A 19,917-nucleotide genomic window follows, 5' to 3' on the forward strand; every position below is an offset into this window, starting at 1 on the left:
CAGAAGAGTTGGGGGTGTGCTGGATTACTGATCACGGCGCTCACACCGACGCCTTCGTCATCTCCAGCGAGTGCAGGAAGCGCATCAGCGTCATGAGCGTGTCCCGGCTGGAGGCCCGGCGGCGGGCGTCGCACTCCACGATGGGGATCTCCGGGGCCAGGTCGAGCGCCGAGCGCAGGTCCTCGACCGGGTAACGGGGGGCGTCCGGGAAGGAGTTGACGGCGATGACGAAGGGGACGCCTCGTTCCTCCAGTCGCCCTATCACGTCGAAGCTCACTTCCAGACGTCGCGTGTCGATCAGGACGACCGCGCCCAGGGCGCCCTCGAACAGGCCGTTCCACAGGAACCAGAAGCGTTCCTGGCCGGGGGTGCCGAACAGGTACAGCACCAGTTGGTCGGTGATGCTGATGCGGCCGAAGTCCATGGCCACGGTGGTGGCGGTCTTGGAGTCGGAGCCGTAGTTGTCGTCGACGCCGATGCCGGCCTGCGTCATGGTCTCTTCGGTGGTCAGCGGCCTGATCTCGCTGACCGAGCCGACCATGGTCGTCTTGCCGACGCCGAATCCGCCCACGATCACGATCTTCACCGCGGCCTGGGTGGAGTGCGGCAGGCGGTCCTCGGTCCGTGGACCCGTGATGGTGTCAGAGCCTTTGAAGTCCATGCATCACCGCTTCGAGGAGGGAACGGTCGGCGAGCGACTGGCGGATCAGCGGGTCGCGCGCCTGGACCAGTTCGGCCGTCAGCAGCTCGGTGAGCAGGACGGTCACCACGCTGAACGGCAGGTTGAGGTAGGCCGAGAGTTCGGCCACGGACAGAGGGGCCTTGCAGAGGCGGAGCAGCGCCGACTGCTCCGGCGGGGCGGAGGGCGTCGGCTCGGCGCACGCCACGATTAACGTGACGAGGTCGAGCGGAGCGCGCTCGCCGCCCTGGGCCGCGCCGGTGAGCACATAGAGCCGTTCGGGGTTCTTCCGCTCCCCCTCCTTGCCCTCTGTGCCCTCCGCACCCTCCTTGCCCTCCGGGCCCGCGCCGCCCTCCGTACCGGCGACGCTCAGAAGGAGCGGTTCCGGGGGCGGTTCCTGCTTGATCGGATAGCGCCGTCGGCGCTGCGGAGGAGTCATACGGTCTGCCCGTTCCGCCGGGGCGGACTGGTGAGGTGCTCACCGATGCGGATGACGAGGTCGCGCATGTGGTGGCTCATGCTGCCGGGTTCGGCGCCCACGTTGGCGAGGACCGCGAGGTAGGCGTTGGGACCGGCGGCCATCAGATAGAAGTAGCCGCCGGTGACCTCGATGATGACCATCTTCATCGTGCCGTCGCTGCCCGGGATCTCGTGGGCGACGGCGCCCGCGAGGCTCTGCAGCCCCGCGCAGGCGGCGGCGACACGGTCGGCGGCGTCGGGGTCGCCGCCGTAGCGGGCGATGCGCAGGCCGTCGGCGGAGAGCACCACGATCTGCTGGACACCCGGTACGCCGTCGGCGAGCGCCTTGAGCATCCAGTCGAAGTTGGCTCGCTGCGAGATCACTTGAGGTCCCCCTCGTCGTCGGCCTCAGCGTGGGCCGGCTGCTGGTTGGTCGCACTGGGTGCGGTCGGGTCTTCCCGATGGCCGCCGAGGGCCGCCAGGTCGTCCGGGTGGCCGCCCAGGGCCGTGGAGTCGCCCGGGAACACGTAGTCGGCCGCGTCGTCCGGGTGGCCGGAGAACGTCGTCGGGTCGTCGGGGTTCCTGGTGAAGGCCGTGGGGTCCGGGTCGCCCTTGAGGCCCTCCATGAACGCCTCGACCCACAGGCCCGGCAGGGGCTCGTCCTCCTTGGCCTTCTTCTTCTGCGACTCGGGCTCCCACAGTTTCCGCAGCTCCGGGTCGGCCTCCATCTCGGCCTCGGCGGCCCTGGAGCGGGCGTACCGCTCGCTGAGCGGAGTCGTGACCCGGCTGCGGCGCTGCGGCAGGCCGTTCTCGGTCCACTCGGTGACCACCGGGATGTCGTCCTCCATCGAGACGGAGGCCGGGATGCGCGGACCGGTGGTGGGGCGGCGCTTCTTGGGCGGGCGCTTGGGGCCTTCCACCGCACCGAGTTCGGGCTTGGGCGCGGCGGTGGCGCCGATGCCGTGGGCGAGACCGACACCGGGTTCGCTGGTGAGCATCTCGGACGGCACGACCAGGATGGCGCGGACACCGCCGTACGCGGACTGCCTGAGCGAGATCTGCATGTTGAACGCCTCGCACAGGCGTCCCACGACCGCCAGGCCGAGGCGCGGGGCCTCGCTGAGGTCGTTGAGGTCGAAGCCGGCCTGGGCGCGGGTGATCATGTCCTCGGCGCGCTTGCGGGACTCCTCGCTGAGGCTGACGCCGGCGTCCTCGATCTCGATGGCGATGCCGGTCTGCACCTCGGTCGCCGTGACGTGCACCTTGGTGTGGGGCGGCGAGTAGCGCGTGGCGTTGTCGAGCAGTTCGGCCGCCGCGTGGATGACCGGTTCGACGGAGTTGCCGTCGACCTGGACCTTCGCGATGGAGGTCAGGTCGATACGCCGGTACTCCAGGATCCGGGACATCGCACCGCGCAGCACGCTGTACAGCGCGACGGGCTCGGGCCACTGGCGTCCGGGCCGGCCGCCGCCGAGCACCGAGATGGAGTCGGCGAGGCGGCCGATCAGCGCGGTGCCGTGGTCGATGCGCAGGAGGTCGTCGAAGACCTCGGGGTTGCGGCCGTGGTCCTCCTCCATCTCCCGGAGTTCGTTGGCCTGCTGGTGGACGATCGACTGGACGCGCCGGGCGATGCTGACGAACGCACGCTGCGAGCCGTCCCGCATGGCCTCCTCGTGGTCGATGATCTCCATGACCAGGAGCAGCAGCCTGCGCTGCGGTACCGGGAGTTCGCGGTACGGGGAGTCCGCCAGACCCATCCGGCGAATCACCTCTGAGGGTGAACCGACGCCGTGCATCATACGGAGCGCGTACGGCAGGATCTCCTTGCCGAGCCGGCCGAAGTCCTCGTCGTGGGCGGCGATGCGCCGCTCCAGATACGCGGTGTGACGGGCGTGCTCGGCCCGCAGGTTACGGACGGTACGGCCGCGGCGGACCACTTCGGCGGCCACCGCGACGACCAGGACCGTGGCGATGGCTCCGCACCAGCCGACGGCGATGCGGGCCGGCCCTGTGACCAGGGCGCCGGCGGCGCCGGTCGCCCCGGCCATCGCTATGGCAGGCAGCAACAGCACGCGCGCGTAGGGAAGTTCACGGCCACCGGAAGGCGATTGAAGACTCACCATGTATGCCCTCTGAGACAAATCGGCTGGGGTTGGGGGAGCTTGCTGTGGGGTACGTCTGGGAACTGTCCGGATCTTCGGTATTTTTGGGAACAAGCGCACGAATACATCCCAACTCGGTGCGCTGCGGGCGAGCTTAGTCCGACCGGATCAACGCCGTGTCATATTCGGCAAGCCTCTGAAATGCCCCTTGCGACTGGAGTACTCTCAGCTCCATTTGCACGCTGCGGATGCAATCGCACACAGTCCGTCACGACGCATGGGCGTACGAAAACCACTCACCGTGACGGGTGAACGAGGCCCCTGGCAGCCCTCAGGGGCGCCCCTGCCTCAGATGCCGGCGATACGCAGAGCCGCGTCCGCGGTGGCTTCCGCGAAGACCGAGACCGGGCGCTCGGGGTCGGAGCGGTGTACGAGGATGACGCCCTCGATGAGCCCGAAGAGCAGATCCGTCCGCAGATCCAGCTCGCTCTTGGCGAGCGCCCCGCCGGCCGCCGTCGCGGCGAGCAACTGTCGGTAGGCGTCCTTGAGTTCGGCCCGTACGGCATGGAAGCCGGCGAAGCGTTCGGCGCGCACCTCGGGGAGGAGGTAGAGGCCGCCGAGGTTGTGCGGGCCGCCGCAGAGCAGCTCGACGTCGGTGCGGCACAGCTCCCACAGCCGGTCCCCGGCCGGGGTCGTGTCGTCGGCGAGGAGTCCGCGGGCGTAAGTCAAGGAGGGGGTGACGGTGGACTCCAGGAGGTCGGCGAGCAGTTCCTCCTTGCCGGAGACGTAGTGGTACATGGACGCCTGGCGCATCCCCGCCCGCTCGGCGATGGTCCGGGTGGTGGTGGCCGCATAGCCCCGGGTGGTGAACAACTCGGCGGCGGCGGCGAGCAGTTCGACTCGTGGGGCGACCCCGCTGTCCGGCCGCTGCGCGGCCCGCGGCCTGCCGACCCGCCGTCCACCCGGCCCACCCGTCGTTCCCATGCGTTCGATCCTCGCATACCGGCCGGTCCGGCGATCTTCGTGAGCAATCGGTAACGGGGTGGAAACGCACGGGCAATTCCGGTGTCGCACCGCCCGCCTAATTTCTGTCGGGCGACAGAAATTAAGCGCCACCGCAGACAGCACGCCACGCAGTACGACTTCGGAGCCGGAGGACCCCCGATGGGGACATCGACCACGTACGGAGCCCGCGACCACGCCCGTGCCCAGGAGGGCGCCCGGACCGAGGCCATGCCCGTCGTCCCGGCCGCCGACTGGCCGGCGCCGCCCTGCGCGGCGGGCCATCTGGTGTGGGCCGAGACGGTGGCGGGCGGCAACTACACGCACCGGGTGCTGGCCCGCGGCACCGAGCTGCGCCTGACCGACCTGCGCGGCGACGCCTGCGCCCATCTGCTGCTCTTCGTCGCGGACCGGCCCTGGGAGCGGCTGAACGTCGCCGACACGGTCAAGGTCCAGTGGAACGCCTACCTCGGCGAGGGGCAGTTGCTCCTGTCCGACCAGGGCCGCGTCCTCGCCACCCTCGTCACCGACACCTCGGGGCGCCACGACGCGCTGTGCGGCACCTCCACCCTCGTACGCAACACGGACCGGTACGGCGACGGCACCCCGCAGTCGCCCTCCCCCGCCGGCCGTGAGCTGTTCAAGCTGGCCGCGGCCAAGAACGGCCTCCAGCCGCGCGATCTGCCGCCCTCGCTCTCCTTCTTCCAGGGCGTGGAGGTACGCGAGGACGGCTCCCTCGACTTCACCGGCTCGGCCGGACCGGGCGGCAGTGTGACGCTGCGCGCCGAGCAGGACGTCACGGTGCTCATCGCGAACGTCCCGCACCCCGCCGACCCGCGCGAGGACTACGTCAGCACCCCGCTGGAGGTCCTGGCCTGGCGCGCCGGGCCGACCGCCCCCGGCGACCCGCTCTGGGAGGCCACGCCCGAGGGCCGCCGCGCGTTCCTCAACACCGCCGAATTCCTTGCCGCGAGGGGGCTCGCATGAGCACATCCACCAGCACGGCCGTCGTTCCCGCCCGCGCCGCCTGGTCGTCCGTCGTCCGGGCCGGCGAGACGCTGACCATCACCGACCTGCACGGCAACCAGGCCGTCGACTTCCTCGTGTACGACGCCCACGACACGTCCGTGCGCTACAGCGCGCCCGACACGATCCACGCGCAGGGCGGCATCTTCCTCACCACGGGCAGTGTCCTGATGTCGAACGAGCACACGCCCCTGATGACCGTGGTCGCCGACGACGTCGGCCGGCACGACACGGTCGGCGGCGCCTGCTCCAAGGAGTCGAACACCCTGCGGTACGGCCATCACACCTGGTCGCAGCACGCGTGCGTGGACAACTTCCTCGCCGAGGGCGCCAAACACGGCCTGGGCAAAAGGGACTTGGTGTCCAACATCAACTGGTACATGAACGTGCCGGTGGAGAAGGACGGCACGCTCGGCATCGTCGACGGCCTCTCGTCACCGGGACTCCAGCTCAAGCTGCGCGCCGAGCGCGATGTCCTGGTGCTGGTCTCCAACTGCCCCCAGATCAACAACCCTTGCAACGGCTTCGACCCGACGGCGGTGGAGATGACCATCACCGAGGCGGGCACCCAGGCGGGTATCCAGGCGGGCACGGAATGAGCTTCGACACGCTGCTGGTCGCCAACCGCGGCGAGATCGCGGTGCGGATCATCCGTACGGCAAGGGAGTTGGGCCTTCGCACGGTCGCGGTCTACTCCGACCCCGACCGTTCCGCCCCGCACGTCCGGCTCGCCGACGAGGCGGTGCGGCTCGGTCCGGCGCCCGCGAAGGAGTCGTATCTCGACGCCGACCTGGTACTGGCGGCGGCCAAGGTGACGGGCGCGGGGGCGATCCATCCCGGGTACGGCTTCCTGTCCGAGGACGCGGCCTTCGCGCGGCGCTGCGAGGACGCCGGGATCGTGTTCGTGGGGCCGACGCCGGAGCAGCTGGAGCTGTTCGGCGCCAAGCACACGGCCCGGGCGGCGGCCGAGGCGGCGGGCGTGCCGCTGGCGCCGGGCACGGGCCTGCTGGCCTCGCTGGAGGAGGCGTCGGAGCAGGCCGCCGCCATCGGCTATCCCGTGATGCTCAAGGCGACCGGCGGGGGCGGCGGCATCGGTATGTCGGCCTGCGTGTCGGCCGCCGAACTCGCCGAGGCCTGGGAGCGGGTGCAGCGCGTCGCCGCCGCGTCCTTCTCCTCGGCCGGCGTCTTCCTGGAACGGCTCGTCGAAAGAGCCCGCCACGTCGAGGTCCAGGTCTTCGGCGACGGCGAGGGCCGGGTGGTGACCTTCGGCGACCGCGACTGCTCGCTCCAGCGCCGCAACCAGAAGGTGGTGGAGGAGGCCCCGGCACCCGGACTTCCGGCCCACGTCCGGGCCCAACTGGCCGACTCCTCGCGAGACTTGTGCGCGTCGGTCGGCTACCGCTCCGCCGGAACAGTCGAGTTCGTGTACGACGCCGCCCGCGGGGAGGCGTACTTCCTGGAGGTCAACACCCGGCTCCAGGTGGAACATCCGGTCACGGAGGAGATCTACGACGTCGACCTCGTCGCCTGGATGCTGCGGCTGGCGCGCGGCGAGCGGGATGTCGTACGGGACCCGGGCGCCCCTCGCGGCCACGCCGTCGAGGCCCGTGTCTACGCCGAGGACCCCTCCCGCGAACACCGGCCCAGCGCGGGCCTGTTGACGCGGGTGGAGTTCCCGGGCGGGGTGCGGATCGACGGCTGGGTGGAGACGGGCACCGAGGTGACCACGTCGTACGACCCGATGCTGGCGAAGGTGATCGCGTACGGCTCCGACCGGGCGCACGCGCTGCGCCGACTCGACGAGGCGCTGGCCCGCACCCGGGTCGACGGCATCGAGACGAACCTCGGGCTGGTACGGGCGGCGCTCGCGGACCGCGACTTCCGCGCGGCGACGCACTCGACGGCGACCCTGGCGAGGGTGAGCGATCCGACTCCACGCATCGAGGTCGTCTCCGGCGGGACGCTCACCACGGTCCAGGACTGGCCGGGCCGCACCGGCTACTGGCAGGTGGGTGTCCCCCCGTGCGGCCCGATGGACGACCGTTCGTTCCGGCTCGGCAACCGGGCCCTGGGCAACGACGAAGGCGCCCCCGGCCTCGAATGCACCTTGCAGGGCCCGGCGTTGAGGTTCACGCACCCCACGACGGTCTGCGTGACCGGGGCCCCGGCGCCGATCGCGCTGGACGGGTCACCGGTCGCCCAGTGGGAGCCGGTGACGGTACCGGCGGGCGGAGTACTCCAGATCGGCGCCCCGACCGAGCAGGGCCTGCGGACGTACGTACTGTTCGCGGGCGGCGGCCTGGACGTGCCGCCGTTCCTCGGCAGCGCGGCCACCTTCACGCTGGGCAGGTTCGGCGGGCACGGGGGCCGGACGCTGCGTACGGGAGACGTCCTGCACGGCGGGGCGACGACGGAGTCGGGAGCCCCGGTTCCCCCCGCCGACCGCCCGGAGTTCGCGTCCCCCTGGCACATCGGTGCCGTCGAAGGCCCGCACGCGGCACCGGAGTTCTTCACCGAGGAGGACATCCACGACTTCTACGCGGCCGACTGGAAGGTCCACTTCAACTCGGCCCGCACCGGCGTACGGCTGGTCGGTCCCAAGCCCCGCTGGGCACGCACCGACGGCGGCGAGGCGGGCCTGCACCCGTCCAACATCCACGACACGCCGTACTCCGTGGGCGCCGTCGACTACACGGGCGACATGCCGGTCCTGCTGGGCCCGGACGGCCCCTCCCTCGGCGGCTTCGTGTGCCCGGCGACGATCATCAGCACGGAACGCTGGAAACTGGGCCAGCTGCGCCCGGGGGACACGGTCCGCTTCGCACCCGTGGACACAACGGGCGTACAGCGGGCGGACATTGTCGACGGAGGCGTCCTGGCCCGGGACGGCGACATCACGTACCGCCGCAGCGGCGACGACAACCTGCTGGTCGAATTCGGGCCGATGCAGCTGGACTTGGCGCTGCGGATGCGGGTCCACGCGCTGATGGAGGCGGTGACGGAGCTGGACCTGGAGGGCGTGACGGACCTGACGCCGGGCATCCGCTCCCTCCAGATCCAGGCCAACCCGGCGGTGCTGCCCCAACCCGAACTCCTGTCTGCCGTACGGGAGATCGCAACCGCCATGCCCCCGGCGGACCGCCTGACGGTCCCCTCCCGCACGGTCCACCTCCCCCTCGCCTGGGACGACCCGGCAACTCGCGAGGCAATAGCCCGCTACATGGCGGGAGTTCGCGACGACGCCCCTTGGTGCCCGTGGAACATCGAGTTCATCCGCCGAGTGAACGGCCTCGCCTCGGTAGACGACGTGTACCGCACGGTATTCGAGGCGGAGTACCTCGTACTGGGCCTGGGAGACGTCTACTTGGGCGCGCCCGTGGCGACCCCGCTGGACCCCCGCCACCGCCTGGTGACGACGAAGTACAACCCGGCCCGCACCTGGACGGCGGAGAACTCGGTGGGCATCGGCGGTGCCTACCTCTGCATCTACGGCATGGAGGGCCCGGGCGGCTATCAGTTCGTCGGCCGTACGACGCAGGTGTGGTCGGGCTGGCAGCAGCGCGGCGCGTTCGAGCCGGGCTCGCCGTGGCTGCTGCGGTTCTTCGACCGCATCAAGTGGTACGCCGTCGAGCCCGACGAACTCCTCGACCTGCGGGCCGACATCACCTCGGGGCGCTTCGTCCCGCGCATCGAGGAGGGTGTCTTCTCGCTGGCGGAGTACGAGGGTTTCCTGGCGGAGAACGCGGACTCGATCGCGGAGTTCCGCTCCCGCCAGGGGGCGGCCTTCTCGGCGGAGCGGGATGCGTGGGAGGCGGCGGGCGAGTTCACGAGGGCGGAGGCGGACACGGGCCCTGCGGCTCCCTCCGCCGAGGTGACGGTTCCGGCCGGGGGCCACCTTGTCGAGGCCGAATTCGCCGCGTCGGTCTGGCAGTTGAACGTGTCTCCGGGCGACGAGGTGACGGCCGGCCAGCCGCTGCTGGCCCTGGAGGCGATGAAGATGGAGTCCCGGATACACGCCCCGATAACAGGGGTGGTCCACCAGATCCTGACGAGGCCGGGCGCCCAGGTGGAGGCAGGCACAGCACTGATGATCCTGACCCCGGTCACCTGAGGGACGGGGCTGAGCCCAGGTAGTTTCTTCGCCCCCGCCGCCCCTACCCGTCCCATCCTCGGGGGCTCCGCCCCCGAACCCCCACATCGCGCTAAAACGCGCTCGTCCTCAAACGCCGGACGGGCTGGATGGTGCCGACCTGCGCTTGATGGTGCCAGCCGGGCTTGATCTTTCAGTACCGGCCCGCATTCCCAGCCCGTCCGGCGATTGAGGACAAGGCCCGTTCAGGGCCGTAGCGGGGGTCTGGGGGCGCAGCCCCCAGGGATGGGAATGGGTAAGGGCGGCGGGGGCGAAACAAACACCCAGATCAACCCACCACAACGAAGGAGCACCCAGATGTCGACCCTGACCCGAGTCCGTATGGCCTACGCCCGTATCGACGCCGTAGACCGCCCCGAGGTCTGGATCGACCTACGTCCCCAGGCCGAGGTCGAGGCGGAGGCCAACGCCATCGACGCACGCCTCGCCGCAGGCACCCCCCTCCCCCTCGCCGGCAAACTCTTCGCCGCCAAGGGCAACATCGACGTCCAAGGCCTCCCCACCACCGCCGGCTGCCCGGCCTACGCCTACCACCCCGAGGCCGACGCCCCCGTCGTCGCCCGCCTCCGAAACGCCGGCGCCATCGTCCTCGGCACCACCAACCTCGACCAGTTCGCCACCGGCCTGGTCGGCACCCGCTCCCCCTACGGCCCCGTCCGCAACGCCCACGACCCCACCCGCATCAGCGGCGGCTCCAGCTCCGGCTCAGCCACAGCGGTAGCGCTCGGCATCGTCGACTTCGCCCTGGGCACCGACACCGCCGGCTCCGGCCGCGTCCCCGCCGCCTTCAACGGCATCGTCGGCCTCAAGCCCACCCGAGGCCTGGTCCCCACCACCGGCGTCGTCCCGGCCTGTGCCTCCCTCGACTGTGTGACCGTCTTCGCCCGGACGCTCCCCGAGGCCGAGCAGGCCCTCGCGCACATGACGTCCCCGCCCGACCGAGACCTCCCGCCCCTCCCCCAGCGCGCCCCCGGCCCCTGGCGCGTAGCCGTGCCGCCGCTCGACCAGCTCGGCGAACTGGACCCGGGCTGGGCCCAGGCGTACGAGGCCTCCGTGACCCAGCTCCGATCCGCGGGCGTCTCCGTCCGCACGCTCGACCTCACGCCCTTCACCGAGGCCGCCGCGATGCTGTACCAGGGCGCGTTCGTCGCCGAGCGCTACACAGCGGTGGGTGCCTTTGTCGACAAGTTGCTCACCGAGGGAGGGGAAGGGACAGCAGAAGGCGAACGAGAAGGGCACCCCGCCCTCGACCCCACCGTCGCCGGCATCATCACCCGCGCCCGCGACATCCCCGCCCACCAGCTCTACGCCGACCAGGAGCGTCTGACCGCCCTGCGCACCCATGCCCTCGCCGAACTGGCCGACGCCGACGCCCTGTTGCTGCCCACGGCCCCCGGTCACCCCACCCTCGCCGAGGTCGCCGCCGACCCGCTGGGCGCCAACGCCCGCCTGGGCCGCTTCACCAACTCCACCAACCTCTTCGACCTGGCCGCGGTCGCCGTACCAGCGGGCGAGGTGAACGGTCTCCCCTTCGGCGTGATGCTGATCGGCCCGGCGTTCACCGACGAACGGCTCGCCACGATCGCCCGTCTGCTCCAGCCCGAGGCCCGCCTCGCGGTGGTCGGCGCGCATCTCTCGGGCCAGCCGCTGAACCCCCAACTCCTCGCCCTGGGCGCCCGTTTGGAGCGTACGACCACGACGGCCCCCGTCTACCGCCTGCACGCCCTGGCCACCACCCCACCCAAGCCGGGCCTGGTCCACGTCGGCGAAACAGAGACCGGTGGAACCGCCGTCGAGGCCGAGGTGTGGCGCCTCCCCGCCGAAGGCCTCGGCCGCTTCCTCGCCGCCCTCCCCCGCCCGATGGCCCTGGGCCGCGTCGAACTCGCCGACGGCACCCACGTACCCGGCTTCCTGTGCGAACCGGCCGCCCTCGAAGGCGCCGAGGACATCACGACGTACGGCGGCTGGCGCGCGTACCTGAACGACCGTCCCTGAAACGACCGTCCCTGACCCGGAGTTGCCGACCGGAGTACCCCAACCACCCGACCGCAACCAGCGCTTAAGCACCCCGCGTCACCGTCAGAGCCCCGTCACCGACTCGGGAGGGGCAGTCCGATGACAGCAAGGCCCGCACAACAGCCGCCTACGACAGGGCGAGCGGACGACGGGGGTGGGGGGAGGTGGGGCCGGGCCATAGCGGCCCGGCCCCGGTTGCTGCTCCTCGTCGTGCTGGCCCTCACCGCCTGTGCGGCCGTGCTCGGCGGCGGGGTGGCGGACCGGCTGAGCAGCGGGGGTTCGCAGATCCCGGGGGCGGAGTCGACGTACGCCACCCGGGTGCTGGAGCAGCGCTGGCCCGCCTCGCAGCCCAACCTGTTGTTGATGGTGTCGGCACGCGGGGCGGCGGGAGGCGTCGATGACTCCCAAGTCACGGCCCAGGCACAGGACTTGGCGCGTCGGCTCGGTGCCGAGCAGGCGGTTGGCGGAGTCGTCTCGTACTGGGACGGCAGGGAACCGGCGCTGCGGGCCCGCGACGGCGGCGAGGCGCTGATCACCGCGCGCATCGCCGGTGACGAGGACGCCGTGGACGCCGTACTGGAGCGGGTGCGGCCGTCGTACGAGGGCAGGCGGGGGCCGGTCGAGGTGCGACTCGGGGGTCCCGCCGCCGTGCGCAACGCCTCGCAGGAGGTGATCGCCGAGGATCTGGTCCGGGCGGAGATGATCGCGCTGCCGGTCACCCTCGTACTGCTGGTCTTCGTGTTCGGCAGCGCGGTCGCGGCGCTGCTGCCGCTGCTCGTCGGGATCATGGCGATCCTGGGCACGAACGCCGTCCTGCGTGTGCTCACCGAGTTCACCGATGTGTCGGTCTACGCGCAGAATCTCACCACGGCCCTCGGGCTCGGACTCGCCATCGACTACGCCCTGTTCATCGTGCGCCGCTACCGCGAGGAGCTGGCGGCGGGCACCGATCCCCGCGCGGCCGTGGTCACCACACTGCGCACCGCCGGGCGTACCGTCCTGTTCTCGGCGCTGACCGTCGCCGTGTCGCTGGCGTCGATGTTCGTCTTCGAGCAGTACTTCCTGCGGTCGTTCGCGTACGCGGGTATCGCGGTCGTCCTCATCGCGGCGGCGGCCTCGCTGATCGCGCTGCCCGCCCTGCTGGTGGTGCTGGGCCGCCGCGTCGACGCCCTGGACGTACGCCGGTTGCTGCCCCGACGCGGAACCTCGGAGTCGAAGCCGAAGCGCGAGCCGGGTGCCGGCTGGGCCGCGCTCGCCCGGCTCGTGATGCGGCGGGCGCCGCTCTTCGCGGTCGGTACGGCGGTGGTGCTCATCGCGCTCGGACTGCCGTTCAAGGACGTGCGGTTCGGCACGGCCGACGACCGCCAGCTGCCGTCCTCGACCCCGGCGCATCTCGTCCAGCAGCAGATCCGGGAGGAGTTCCCGGGCAGTCCGGGCGGCATCCTCGCGGTGCTCGCGCAGGGGCCACGGGTCGATGAGGCCTCGCTCGCGGACTTCAGCCGGAGCGTCTCCCAACTCCCCGAAGTCGTACGAGTGTCAGGTCCCGCCGGTCTCTACGCGGACGGCGAGCGCATCCGCGCGGCCACTCCCGTCGAGGCGGCTCAGACAGGCACCGACGGAAGTGCTTACGTCACTGTGCTGCCCAAGGGCGAGGCCACCTCGGCAAGTTCACTCGAACTAGTGACTGACATTCGGTCAATTCCCGTTCCGTTCAAGGCCTCCGTCGCCGGAGCCGCCGCCGTGCTCTCCGACACCCAGCACGGAACGGCCGAGCGGCTGCCCTGGGCGCTCGGTGTGATCGCGGTGACGACCCTGCTGCTGGTGTTCCTGCTCACCGGCAGTCTGCTGCTCCCGCTCCAGGCCGTTGTGCTCAACGCGCTCAGCCTGACGGCCATGTTCGGAGCGGTCGTCTGGGTCTTCCAGGAGGGCCATCTGTCGGGGCTGCTCGGGTTCACGTCGACCGGGGACATCGAGACCGCGCTGCCGGTGCTGATGTTCTGCGTGGCCTTCGGGCTGTCCATGGACTACGGCGTCTTCCTGGTCTCCAGGATCCAGGAGGAGTACGAGCGCGGCGGCGACCACCGTGCGGCCGTGGAGTTCGGCATCCGGCGCACCGGCGGACTGATCACGGCCGCGGCGGTGATTCTCGGCTTCGTGATGGTGGCGATCGGCACCTCGCGGGTGACCAACATCAAGATGCTCGGCCTGGGGGTCGGGCTCGCCGTGCTGATGGACGCGATGGTCGTGCGCAGCCTGCTCGTACCGGCGGTACTGCGGCTGACCGGTCGCGCCACCTGGTGGGCGCCCGGGCCGCTTCGCCGGCTGCACCGCCGTATCGGGATCTCCGAGACGGCCGCCGGAACAGCCCCCGGAATAGATATCTCTACGGCCGACGACGCGAACCAGCAGTCAACTCCCGTCGCGGAAGCTCCGGTTGAGGCACAGGAGGCAGACAAGTCGCTCATCGGTTCGCATCGCGCGGAGCGCACCTAGCGTCGGATGTGGCTGCTTTGCGGTGCCCGTCGCCGCGCGCCATCGAATCGGTCATAAGGGATGGATAGACTCCCGGAATCGTGGACGTGCACTTCCGACGTCCGCGTTATTCCGGGGGGAATGTTGATACGGATCCTGCTGGCCGAGGACGTCTCCATGGTCCGGGGCGCACTGGTCGCCCTGCTCAATCTGGAACCCGATCTGGACGTCGTGGCGGAGGTGGGGGCCGGCGATGCCATCGTCGGCGCCGCCCTCGCCGCCAGGCCCGACGTGGCGGTCATCGACGTCCATCTGCCCCGCCTCGACGGGATCAGCGCCGCCGCGCTGCTCCAGGAGGCGTTGCCCGAGTGCCGTACGGTCATCATCACCAGCCTGGGCAAGCCGGGCACCCTGCGCCGGGCGCTGCACCACAAGGTCACCGGCTTCGTCCTCAAGGACGCACCGGCGGTACGGCTCGCCCAGGTCGTCCGTCAAGCGGCGGCCGGGGAGCGGGTGTTCGACAGAGAACTGGCCCTGGCCGCCTTCGACAGCGGCGAGAGTCCGCTCACGGACCGGGAGACGGAGATCCTCCAACAGGCCGCGGGCGGGGCGGGCGCCGCGGAGATCGCTGCCGGCGTGCATCTCTCGGTGGGGACGGTCCGGAACTATCTCACGTCGATCGTCGGAAAGCTGGACGCGCGCAACCGGCTGGACGCGGTACGGATCGCGGAGGACGCGGGCTGGATATGACGCACCGTCAATAACCTCTCCCACTAGGCATGTTCACCTGGGTCGACGGCCGGCTCCGGAGGGCGCCTCGGCGGTCACGCGGTACCAGCCGCGTTCGTCGGTGTCCACGGCCAGCCGGCCGCCCACCGCGGCCAGCCGCTCGGCGAGGTTACCGAGGCCGCCGGGCCGTCCGTCCCGCGCCTCCCGCCCGTCTCGTGCTTCCCGCCCGCCCCGGACACCGTCGTTGGCGAGGGTGAACCGGACGAACCCGGTGCCCAGGTCCCGTACTTCGATCCGGCACTGGGTGGCGTCGCTGTGCCGGATCAGGTTGGTGACTCCTTCGCGCAGCACGGTCGCCAGGACGGAGCCCACGGCGCCCGGCACCTCGCAGCGCACATCGACACTGGCCCGGATGTCGGCGGCGGCGAGCAGGGAGCGCGCGGACTCGGCCTCGACGGTGAAGGACAGTTCGCGGTAGCCACGGGCGACCGTACGGACGTCGGCGAGGGCCTGCTGGGCCACGTCCCGGGCACTGTCCAACTCCGCGAGCGCACGCTCGGGTTCGCCCCGCACCAGCCGGTGGGCGAGGTCCGTCTTGAGCGCTATGGCGGAGAGGCTGTACCCGAGGAGGTCGTGCAGATCGCGAGCGAACCGGCGCCGCTCCTGCGCGACGGCCCGCCAGGCCAGTTCCTCGCGCTCCCCATGGGCCCGTACGACGAGATCGGCGAGCCGGGTGACCCCATACACGGCGAGACCGACGGCCACCGTGGCCGCACCGCTCAACACCCAGTCCCGCCACCCCTGTTGAAGCACGACACCACTGACGCACGCACCACCGACGACGACCAGCGCACCCAGTGCCCGACCGACCGCACCTCCGACCACCAGCGGCACGGATCCGGCGAAAAGGCCGAACATTCCCGGCCAGTTGAAGCCGAAGGCAACGACCGGCAGTAGAGCTAGCACACCCTGGAGCACCAGGGCCGGACCCGCGAACCGGTCGCGTAAGGACCGCAGTTGCGGTGCGGAGTGCACCAACTGCAGCCCGTACGAGGCGAACAGGGTGACGAGGGTGACCGTGCCGACGACGGCACCGGGGTGCCGGGTCACGACGGCGAGCGCGCCCAGGGGAAGCAGACCGCTCGTCGCGAGCAGAACCACCCTGCCCGCGACACGCGGTACCCGCAGACCGGCCGGACCCTCGATCGAGGTTGATTCCGGCTGGTCAGCCGCATCCGACATCGGCCCACCCCCAGACGGGGATGCTAGGCGCCGCCGGGTCCCGTCAGCGGAGAGCCCCTGAACAACCACACAGTGTGATGAATTCATGAAGCAGTCGTGTCCGGATCACTTCTCTTCGCTCCCGTCAGTCTGGGAGGGTCTGTACAGGGACGTAAGGGACACATAAGCAGCGCGTGAGCCGTTTTGGAGCAAGGAGCCGGATCCACGAGGCACAACAGGCAGAGGTGACGGACGTTGGAGATCTCCGTACTCGGGCCGCTCACGGCACGGCTGGGCCAGACCTCCGTGGTGCCGAGCGCGGCCAAACCACGCCAGGTCCTGGCCCTGCTGGCCCTCAACTCGGGCCGGGAGGTGAGTGTTTCGGCCCTGGCGGACGAGCTGTGGGGCGACGGCCCGCCGCGCAGCGCCGCCGCGACCCTGCACACGTACGTCAAACAACTGCGCCGCATGATCCAGGCCGCGCTCGGCCCCGCACCGGACCGCGGCCCCCGCGAGGTGCTCGGCAGACGGCACACCGGTTACGTACTCGACGCACCGCCGGACGGCACGGACGCGGCCCGCTTCGAACGGCTCGCCCGGCAGGGGCGGACGGCGCTGGAGGCGGGGGATGCCGCCCGGGCCTCCGAACTCCTGGAGCGGGCCCTGTTGTTGTGGCGCGGACCGGCGCTCGCCGATGTGACACCGGGCCGGATGCTGGGCGCCGAGGTGCTGCGCCTGGAGGAGCTGCGCCTCACCGCCGTGGAGGACCGGATAGGCGCCGACCTGCGCCTCGGCCGCCACGGCACCCTCCTCGGCGAACTCACCGGCCTGACCGCACGGTTCCCACTGCACGAAGGCCTGCACGGCCAGCTGATGGTGGCCCTTTACCGCAGCGGCCGGACCTGGCAGGCCCTGGAGGTCTACGGCCGACTGCGCACCGCCTGCGTCACGGACCTGGGCCTGGAGCCGTCCCCCCAACTCCAGCGTCTGCACCGGGCATTGCTCGCGGGCGACCCGGCGCTGGAACCGCCGGCCGTCGGGGACGGCGGCGGTCTGTCGGCGGCAACCCTGTTCGTCGACCACGGCACGATCCGGTGACACCGCCGACACCGGGGACGCCGGGTCCACCGGGGACGCCGGGTCCAGCAGGCGCACCGGGGACGCCGGGTTCGCCAAGTTCGCCGGGTCCAGCAGGTCCACCGGAGACGCCTGGTCCGCCGCGGACGCCGGATGCGCCGACCTGCCGGTTGCTCTGCCTCCCGTACGCCGGGGCCGGGGGCTCGGTGTACGCGCGCTGGCAGCAAGGGCTGCGGGAGCGCGGCTGTTCGGTGGAGGTGATCCCGGTGCGGCTGCCGGGCCGGGAGGGGCGGGCGGGCGAACCCCGGTTCACTCAACTGGACCCGCTGGTCAGGGCGTTGGACGCGGATCTCGGCCCGCTCCTCGACCGTCCGGAGCCGTATCTGGTGTACGGGCACAGCATGGGGGCGCTGCTCGGCTACGCCCTCACCCTGCGCCGCCAGTCCCGGGGCGCCCTACTGCCCCGGGCCCTGCTCCTCGGCGCGTACCGGGCCCCGCACCTGCCCGCGCCGCGCATCGCACACCCGGACACCCCGGACGTCGAACTGGCCTCCGCCCTGGCCCGCCTCGGTGGCCTGCCCCCTCCGCTGCTCGACCAGCCGGAGTGGCTGCGGGTGCTGCTGCCGGTCGTACGGGACGACCTGAGCGTGTGCGCGGACGCCAACTCCCGGCGTTCGTCCTGGACTTCGCCGGTGCGGGTGCCGCTGCACCTCTTCGCCGGGGAGCAGGACGCCCTGGTCGGCGTCCGCGAGATGGTCGCCTGGCGCCGGTTCGCGGCGCGGGGCTGCGAGGTACGGACGCTGCCGGGCGGGCATTTCTTCGTGCGCTCGCACGAGGACGAGGTCCTGGACGAAGTCGCTTGCCTGGTACGGCGGTACGGCGGTACGGCGGCGGCGTCACGCATCTGGAAGCGGCAGGGACGGGCGGCTCGGCGCAGGCGTCCTGAGGTGACCGTCGGCCTTCCGCGCACGGGTCGCCCGCAGCAGCCCGAGCGTGGTCATGCCGCTGAGCGCCCCCAGCGGGAGATTCATCCAGAACGCCCACCGCCACTCGCCGGCCGGCAGCCGAGCCCCCAACACCAGCCCGGCGAAGACCCCCGCGACGATCACGGCACCCCAGCCGAACTGGACCGACTCCCGCTCACCGCGCACCGGGAGCACCCGCGCCACCAGCACCAGCGCGACGGCGGTGAGCGCGGCGGCCCCCGCACCCTGCACTCCGCGCAGGACCAGAAAGGCCACCGGCGTGGTGATCAGCCGGGCCCCGATCACCACCGACGTCTGGACGAACATCCACAGCCCGGCGAGCAGCACGAAAAACGGCCCGCCGAACGGCCCGATCCGCCCGCACAACCACCGCGACGGCAGCAACAGCCCACCCAGGGCGAGGAGATAGACGACGACCGCCCAGGGCAGCGCGGTGCCGGACAGGCCCATGGCGGTAAGCAGGGCGGGCCCGAGGGCGGCGACACAGGCGCCGGCGGCGGCGACCAGGAACTGGTTGAGGGCGAGGGCGCAGAGCAGGACGACCCGGGTCCGCCCGTGGGCCAGCGGGCTCGGCGGCTCGCCCCCAAGTCCCGGCGACAGCACGCCCGTAGACCTCACCCTCACGTACCGGCCTGCATCTTCGCCACCCGCTCCCCCGGCGCCTGCAACTGGAAGTACGCGCCCGCGAGCACCTTCCGGGTCAGCCGCGGGCTGCTGCTCACCACCCGGTAGAGGGCCCGCCGCCAGGCCGAGCCCAGCGTCCCGTCGAGGGTGAACAGGCGTTCCTGGCGCAGCTGGAGGGCCCTGGACCGGGCGACGGACGCCTCCCGCTCCCGCTGGAACGCCTCGGTGGCCGCGAGCAGTGGCACCGCCGATCCGGGTCCGCCGTCCCCCAACGCCCGTTCGACCAGCGGAGCGAGTGTCACGGCGTCGATGATCGCGTGGTTGACGCCCTGCCCGAGGATCGGCGTGAGCGTATGGGCGGCGTCGCCGATGAGCGTCAGCCCGGGCATCGACCAGCGCGGGACGACTGTCGTGAAGATGTCCAGCATCGAGGTGTCCGACCAGCTGTGCACCGACTCCCGTACGGCCTTTGACAGTTCGGGGGCCAGCAGGTCGAGCCGCTCGTACAGCGCGGGCAGCCCCTGTGCCCGCATCTCCCGCAGCCCGCCCTTGGGAATGTTGAAGCCGACGCGGACACTGTCGGGCCGGGTCGGGATGAACAGCCCGTGCTGATCGCCCCGGATGCGCACCCGGTACGTACGGTCGTCCCAATCCCCGTACGGGAACGGCAACTTGAGCCAGATGACGTCCCGCTCCAGCGGAACCTTCCGGTACGTGAGGCCGGACATCTCGCGGATCTTGCTGAACCGCCCGTCGGCGGCGACCGTCAGCGCCGCCCGGATCTCCGTCTCGCCGTCGCCGGTCCGGGCCCGCACCCCGGTGACCGTGCCCTCGGCGTCGCGCAGGAGGGCGGTCGCGGTGGCCCCCTGGACGAGCCGGAAGCAGGGGTGTGCGGCGCCGGTCTCGGCTAGGGCGGCGAGCAGGGTGGGCTGCGGCAGCTCGACGGGGAAGGGGTGCGGGTAGCGGAAGTCGGTGAACTCGGCCTGGAACACGGTGTGTCCGGAGTCGTCGATCTCCATCCGGTGCATCTGTACGTATGTTCCGTCCAGCCGGTCGAGCAGTCCGAGCCGGTCCAGCAGCCAGACGGAGTCCGGGGAGACCGACTCGCCCCGGAAAGAGCGGTTGAAGTGGGTGCTGGCCTCCAGCACGACGACGGGGACGTTCCGCCGGGCCAGTTCGACGGCGAGGGTGAGCCCGGCGGGCCCGCCGCCGACCACGCACACGGACGTCTGGATCCGTTGGGTCGTCTGGATCGTCATGTAACTCCCCCAAGCAAGCGGCTGCGGAGCTTCTGGTCGTGCGGGCTCCCGGTTTCGCAGCCCGGCCTTAAGCCGTTCTTGGGCGGGTCTTGCACAAGACCGGCTTAAGGCCGGG

Annotated in this window: 15 protein-coding genes and 1 pseudogene; 8 read left to right on the forward strand and 8 right to left on the reverse strand. The window is 71.3% G+C overall.

The genetic code is table 11. From position 1 onward, the window contains the following. Positions 1-40: 40 nt before the first annotated feature. The 5 genes from ACWDR4_RS38825 to ACWDR4_RS38845 all read right to left on the reverse strand — a co-directional run bounded on the left by ACWDR4_RS38825 (position 41) and on the right by ACWDR4_RS38845 (position 4,224). Entirely contained in the window at positions 41-661 is a 621-nt protein-coding gene (locus ACWDR4_RS38825; RefSeq protein WP_450415519.1) for a GTP-binding protein, read from the reverse strand. Then, on the reverse strand, positions 642-1,118 hold the full coding sequence (locus ACWDR4_RS38830; RefSeq protein WP_450415520.1) for a DUF742 domain-containing protein: 477 nt from the start codon (positions 1,116-1,118) through the stop codon (positions 642-644). The genes ACWDR4_RS38825 and ACWDR4_RS38830 overlap by 20 nt, the downstream gene beginning before the upstream one ends. Beyond that, on the reverse strand, positions 1,115-1,522 hold the full coding sequence (locus ACWDR4_RS38835; protein ID WP_450415521.1) for a roadblock/LC7 domain-containing protein: 408 nt from the start codon (positions 1,520-1,522) through the stop codon (positions 1,115-1,117). Before ACWDR4_RS38835 ends, ACWDR4_RS38830 begins: the two co-directional genes overlap by 4 nt. Further along, positions 1,519-3,261: a sensor histidine kinase gene (locus ACWDR4_RS38840; protein ID WP_450415522.1), complete on the reverse strand. Its 1,743-nt coding sequence runs from the start codon at positions 3,259-3,261 to the stop codon at positions 1,519-1,521. Before ACWDR4_RS38840 ends, ACWDR4_RS38835 begins: the two co-directional genes overlap by 4 nt. Positions 3,262-3,588: 327 nt before the next feature. Then, a complete protein-coding gene (locus ACWDR4_RS38845; protein WP_450415524.1) occupies positions 3,589-4,224 on the reverse strand; it encodes a TetR/AcrR family transcriptional regulator in 636 nt (211 codons plus the stop codon). A 180-nt stretch (positions 4,225-4,404) separates the two neighbouring features. Here ACWDR4_RS38845 and ACWDR4_RS38850 point away from each other — a divergent pair, with 180 nt between their 5' ends. The 6 genes from ACWDR4_RS38850 (at position 4,405) to ACWDR4_RS38875 (ending at position 14,656) form a co-directional block, all read left to right on the forward strand. Beyond that, a complete protein-coding gene (locus tag ACWDR4_RS38850) occupies positions 4,405-5,229 on the forward strand; it encodes an urea amidolyase associated protein UAAP1 (protein ID WP_450415526.1) in 825 nt (274 codons plus the stop codon). Then, positions 5,226-5,867, forward strand: coding sequence for an urea amidolyase associated protein UAAP2 (locus ACWDR4_RS38855; protein ID WP_450415528.1), 642 nt, complete (start codon positions 5,226-5,228; stop codon positions 5,865-5,867). The genes ACWDR4_RS38850 and ACWDR4_RS38855 overlap by 4 nt, the downstream gene beginning before the upstream one ends. Continuing rightward, positions 5,864-9,379 carry a 5-oxoprolinase/urea amidolyase family protein gene (locus ACWDR4_RS38860; protein ID WP_450415529.1) on the forward strand — a complete coding sequence of 1,172 codons (3,516 nt, stop codon included), beginning with the start codon at positions 5,864-5,866 and terminating at the stop codon, positions 9,377-9,379. The genes ACWDR4_RS38855 and ACWDR4_RS38860 overlap by 4 nt, the downstream gene beginning before the upstream one ends. Positions 9,380-9,715: 336 nt before the next feature. Beyond that, positions 9,716-11,413 (forward strand): allophanate hydrolase, encoded by a 1,698-nt coding sequence (atzF, locus tag ACWDR4_RS38865; protein WP_450415531.1) that lies wholly within the window; start codon positions 9,716-9,718, stop codon positions 11,411-11,413. Positions 11,414-11,533: 120 nt separating this feature from the next. Beyond that, complete coding sequence (locus tag ACWDR4_RS38870; RefSeq protein ID WP_450415532.1) at positions 11,534-13,927, forward strand: MMPL family transporter; 2,394 nt, start codon at positions 11,534-11,536, stop codon at positions 13,925-13,927. A 120-nt stretch (positions 13,928-14,047) separates the two neighbouring features. Next, positions 14,048-14,656 (forward strand): response regulator transcription factor, encoded by a 609-nt coding sequence (locus ACWDR4_RS38875; protein WP_450415533.1) that lies wholly within the window; start codon positions 14,048-14,050, stop codon positions 14,654-14,656. A gap of 33 nt (positions 14,657-14,689) precedes the next feature. On the opposite strand, the gene ACWDR4_RS38880 is transcribed toward ACWDR4_RS38875, so the two are convergent. Further along, positions 14,690-15,877, reverse strand: coding sequence for a sensor histidine kinase (locus ACWDR4_RS38880; RefSeq protein ID WP_450415534.1), 1,188 nt, complete (start codon positions 15,875-15,877; stop codon positions 14,690-14,692). Between the two features lie 234 nt (positions 15,878-16,111). Here ACWDR4_RS38880 and ACWDR4_RS38885 point away from each other — a divergent pair, with 234 nt between their 5' ends. Next, a complete protein-coding gene (locus ACWDR4_RS38885) occupies positions 16,112-16,954 on the forward strand; it encodes an AfsR/SARP family transcriptional regulator (protein ID WP_450415535.1) in 843 nt (280 codons plus the stop codon). Then, positions 16,951-17,775 (forward strand): annotated as a pseudogene (locus tag ACWDR4_RS38890) (thioesterase II family protein); the annotation flags it as partial. The gene ACWDR4_RS38885 and the pseudogene ACWDR4_RS38890, both read left to right, overlap by 4 nt. A 54-nt stretch (positions 17,776-17,829) precedes the next feature. On the opposite strand, the gene ACWDR4_RS38895 reads toward ACWDR4_RS38890, so the two are convergent. Then, positions 17,830-18,543 carry an MFS transporter gene (locus ACWDR4_RS38895; protein WP_450415537.1) on the reverse strand — a complete coding sequence of 238 codons (714 nt, stop codon included), beginning with the start codon at positions 18,541-18,543 and terminating at the stop codon, positions 17,830-17,832. Next, a complete protein-coding gene (locus tag ACWDR4_RS38900) occupies positions 18,540-19,802 on the reverse strand; it encodes an FAD-dependent oxidoreductase (RefSeq protein WP_450415538.1) in 1,263 nt (420 codons plus the stop codon). The genes ACWDR4_RS38895 and ACWDR4_RS38900 overlap by 4 nt, the downstream gene beginning before the upstream one ends. Between the last annotated feature and the right edge of the window lie 115 nt (positions 19,803-19,917).

This window comes from Streptomyces sp. NPDC000878 (genome assembly GCF_053599695.1).

Coding starts and splice junctions, on each gene's coding strand:
- ACWDR4_RS38825 (WP_450415519.1), bottom strand. CDS start 661: ATGGACTTCAAAGGCTCTGACACCATCACGGGTCCACGGACCGAGGAC.
- ACWDR4_RS38830 (WP_450415520.1), bottom strand. CDS start 1,118: ATGACTCCTCCGCAGCGCCGACGGCGCTATCCGATCAAGCAGGAACCG.
- ACWDR4_RS38840 (WP_450415522.1), bottom strand. CDS start 3,261: ATGGTGAGTCTTCAATCGCCTTCCGGTGGCCGTGAACTTCCCTACGCG.
- ACWDR4_RS38845 (WP_450415524.1), bottom strand. CDS start 4,224: ATGGGAACGACGGGTGGGCCGGGTGGACGGCGGGTCGGCAGGCCGCGG.
- ACWDR4_RS38850 (WP_450415526.1), top strand. CDS start 4,405: ATGGGGACATCGACCACGTACGGAGCCCGCGACCACGCCCGTGCCCAG.
- ACWDR4_RS38855 (WP_450415528.1), top strand. CDS start 5,226: ATGAGCACATCCACCAGCACGGCCGTCGTTCCCGCCCGCGCCGCCTGG.
- ACWDR4_RS38860 (WP_450415529.1), top strand. CDS start 5,864: ATGAGCTTCGACACGCTGCTGGTCGCCAACCGCGGCGAGATCGCGGTG.
- atzF (WP_450415531.1), top strand. CDS start 9,716: ATGTCGACCCTGACCCGAGTCCGTATGGCCTACGCCCGTATCGACGCC.
- ACWDR4_RS38870 (WP_450415532.1), top strand. CDS start 11,534: ATGACAGCAAGGCCCGCACAACAGCCGCCTACGACAGGGCGAGCGGAC.
- ACWDR4_RS38875 (WP_450415533.1), top strand. CDS start 14,048: ATGTTGATACGGATCCTGCTGGCCGAGGACGTCTCCATGGTCCGGGGC.
- ACWDR4_RS38880 (WP_450415534.1), bottom strand. CDS start 15,877: ATGTCGGATGCGGCTGACCAGCCGGAATCAACCTCGATCGAGGGTCCG.
- ACWDR4_RS38900 (WP_450415538.1), bottom strand. CDS start 19,802: ATGACGATCCAGACGACCCAACGGATCCAGACGTCCGTGTGCGTGGTC.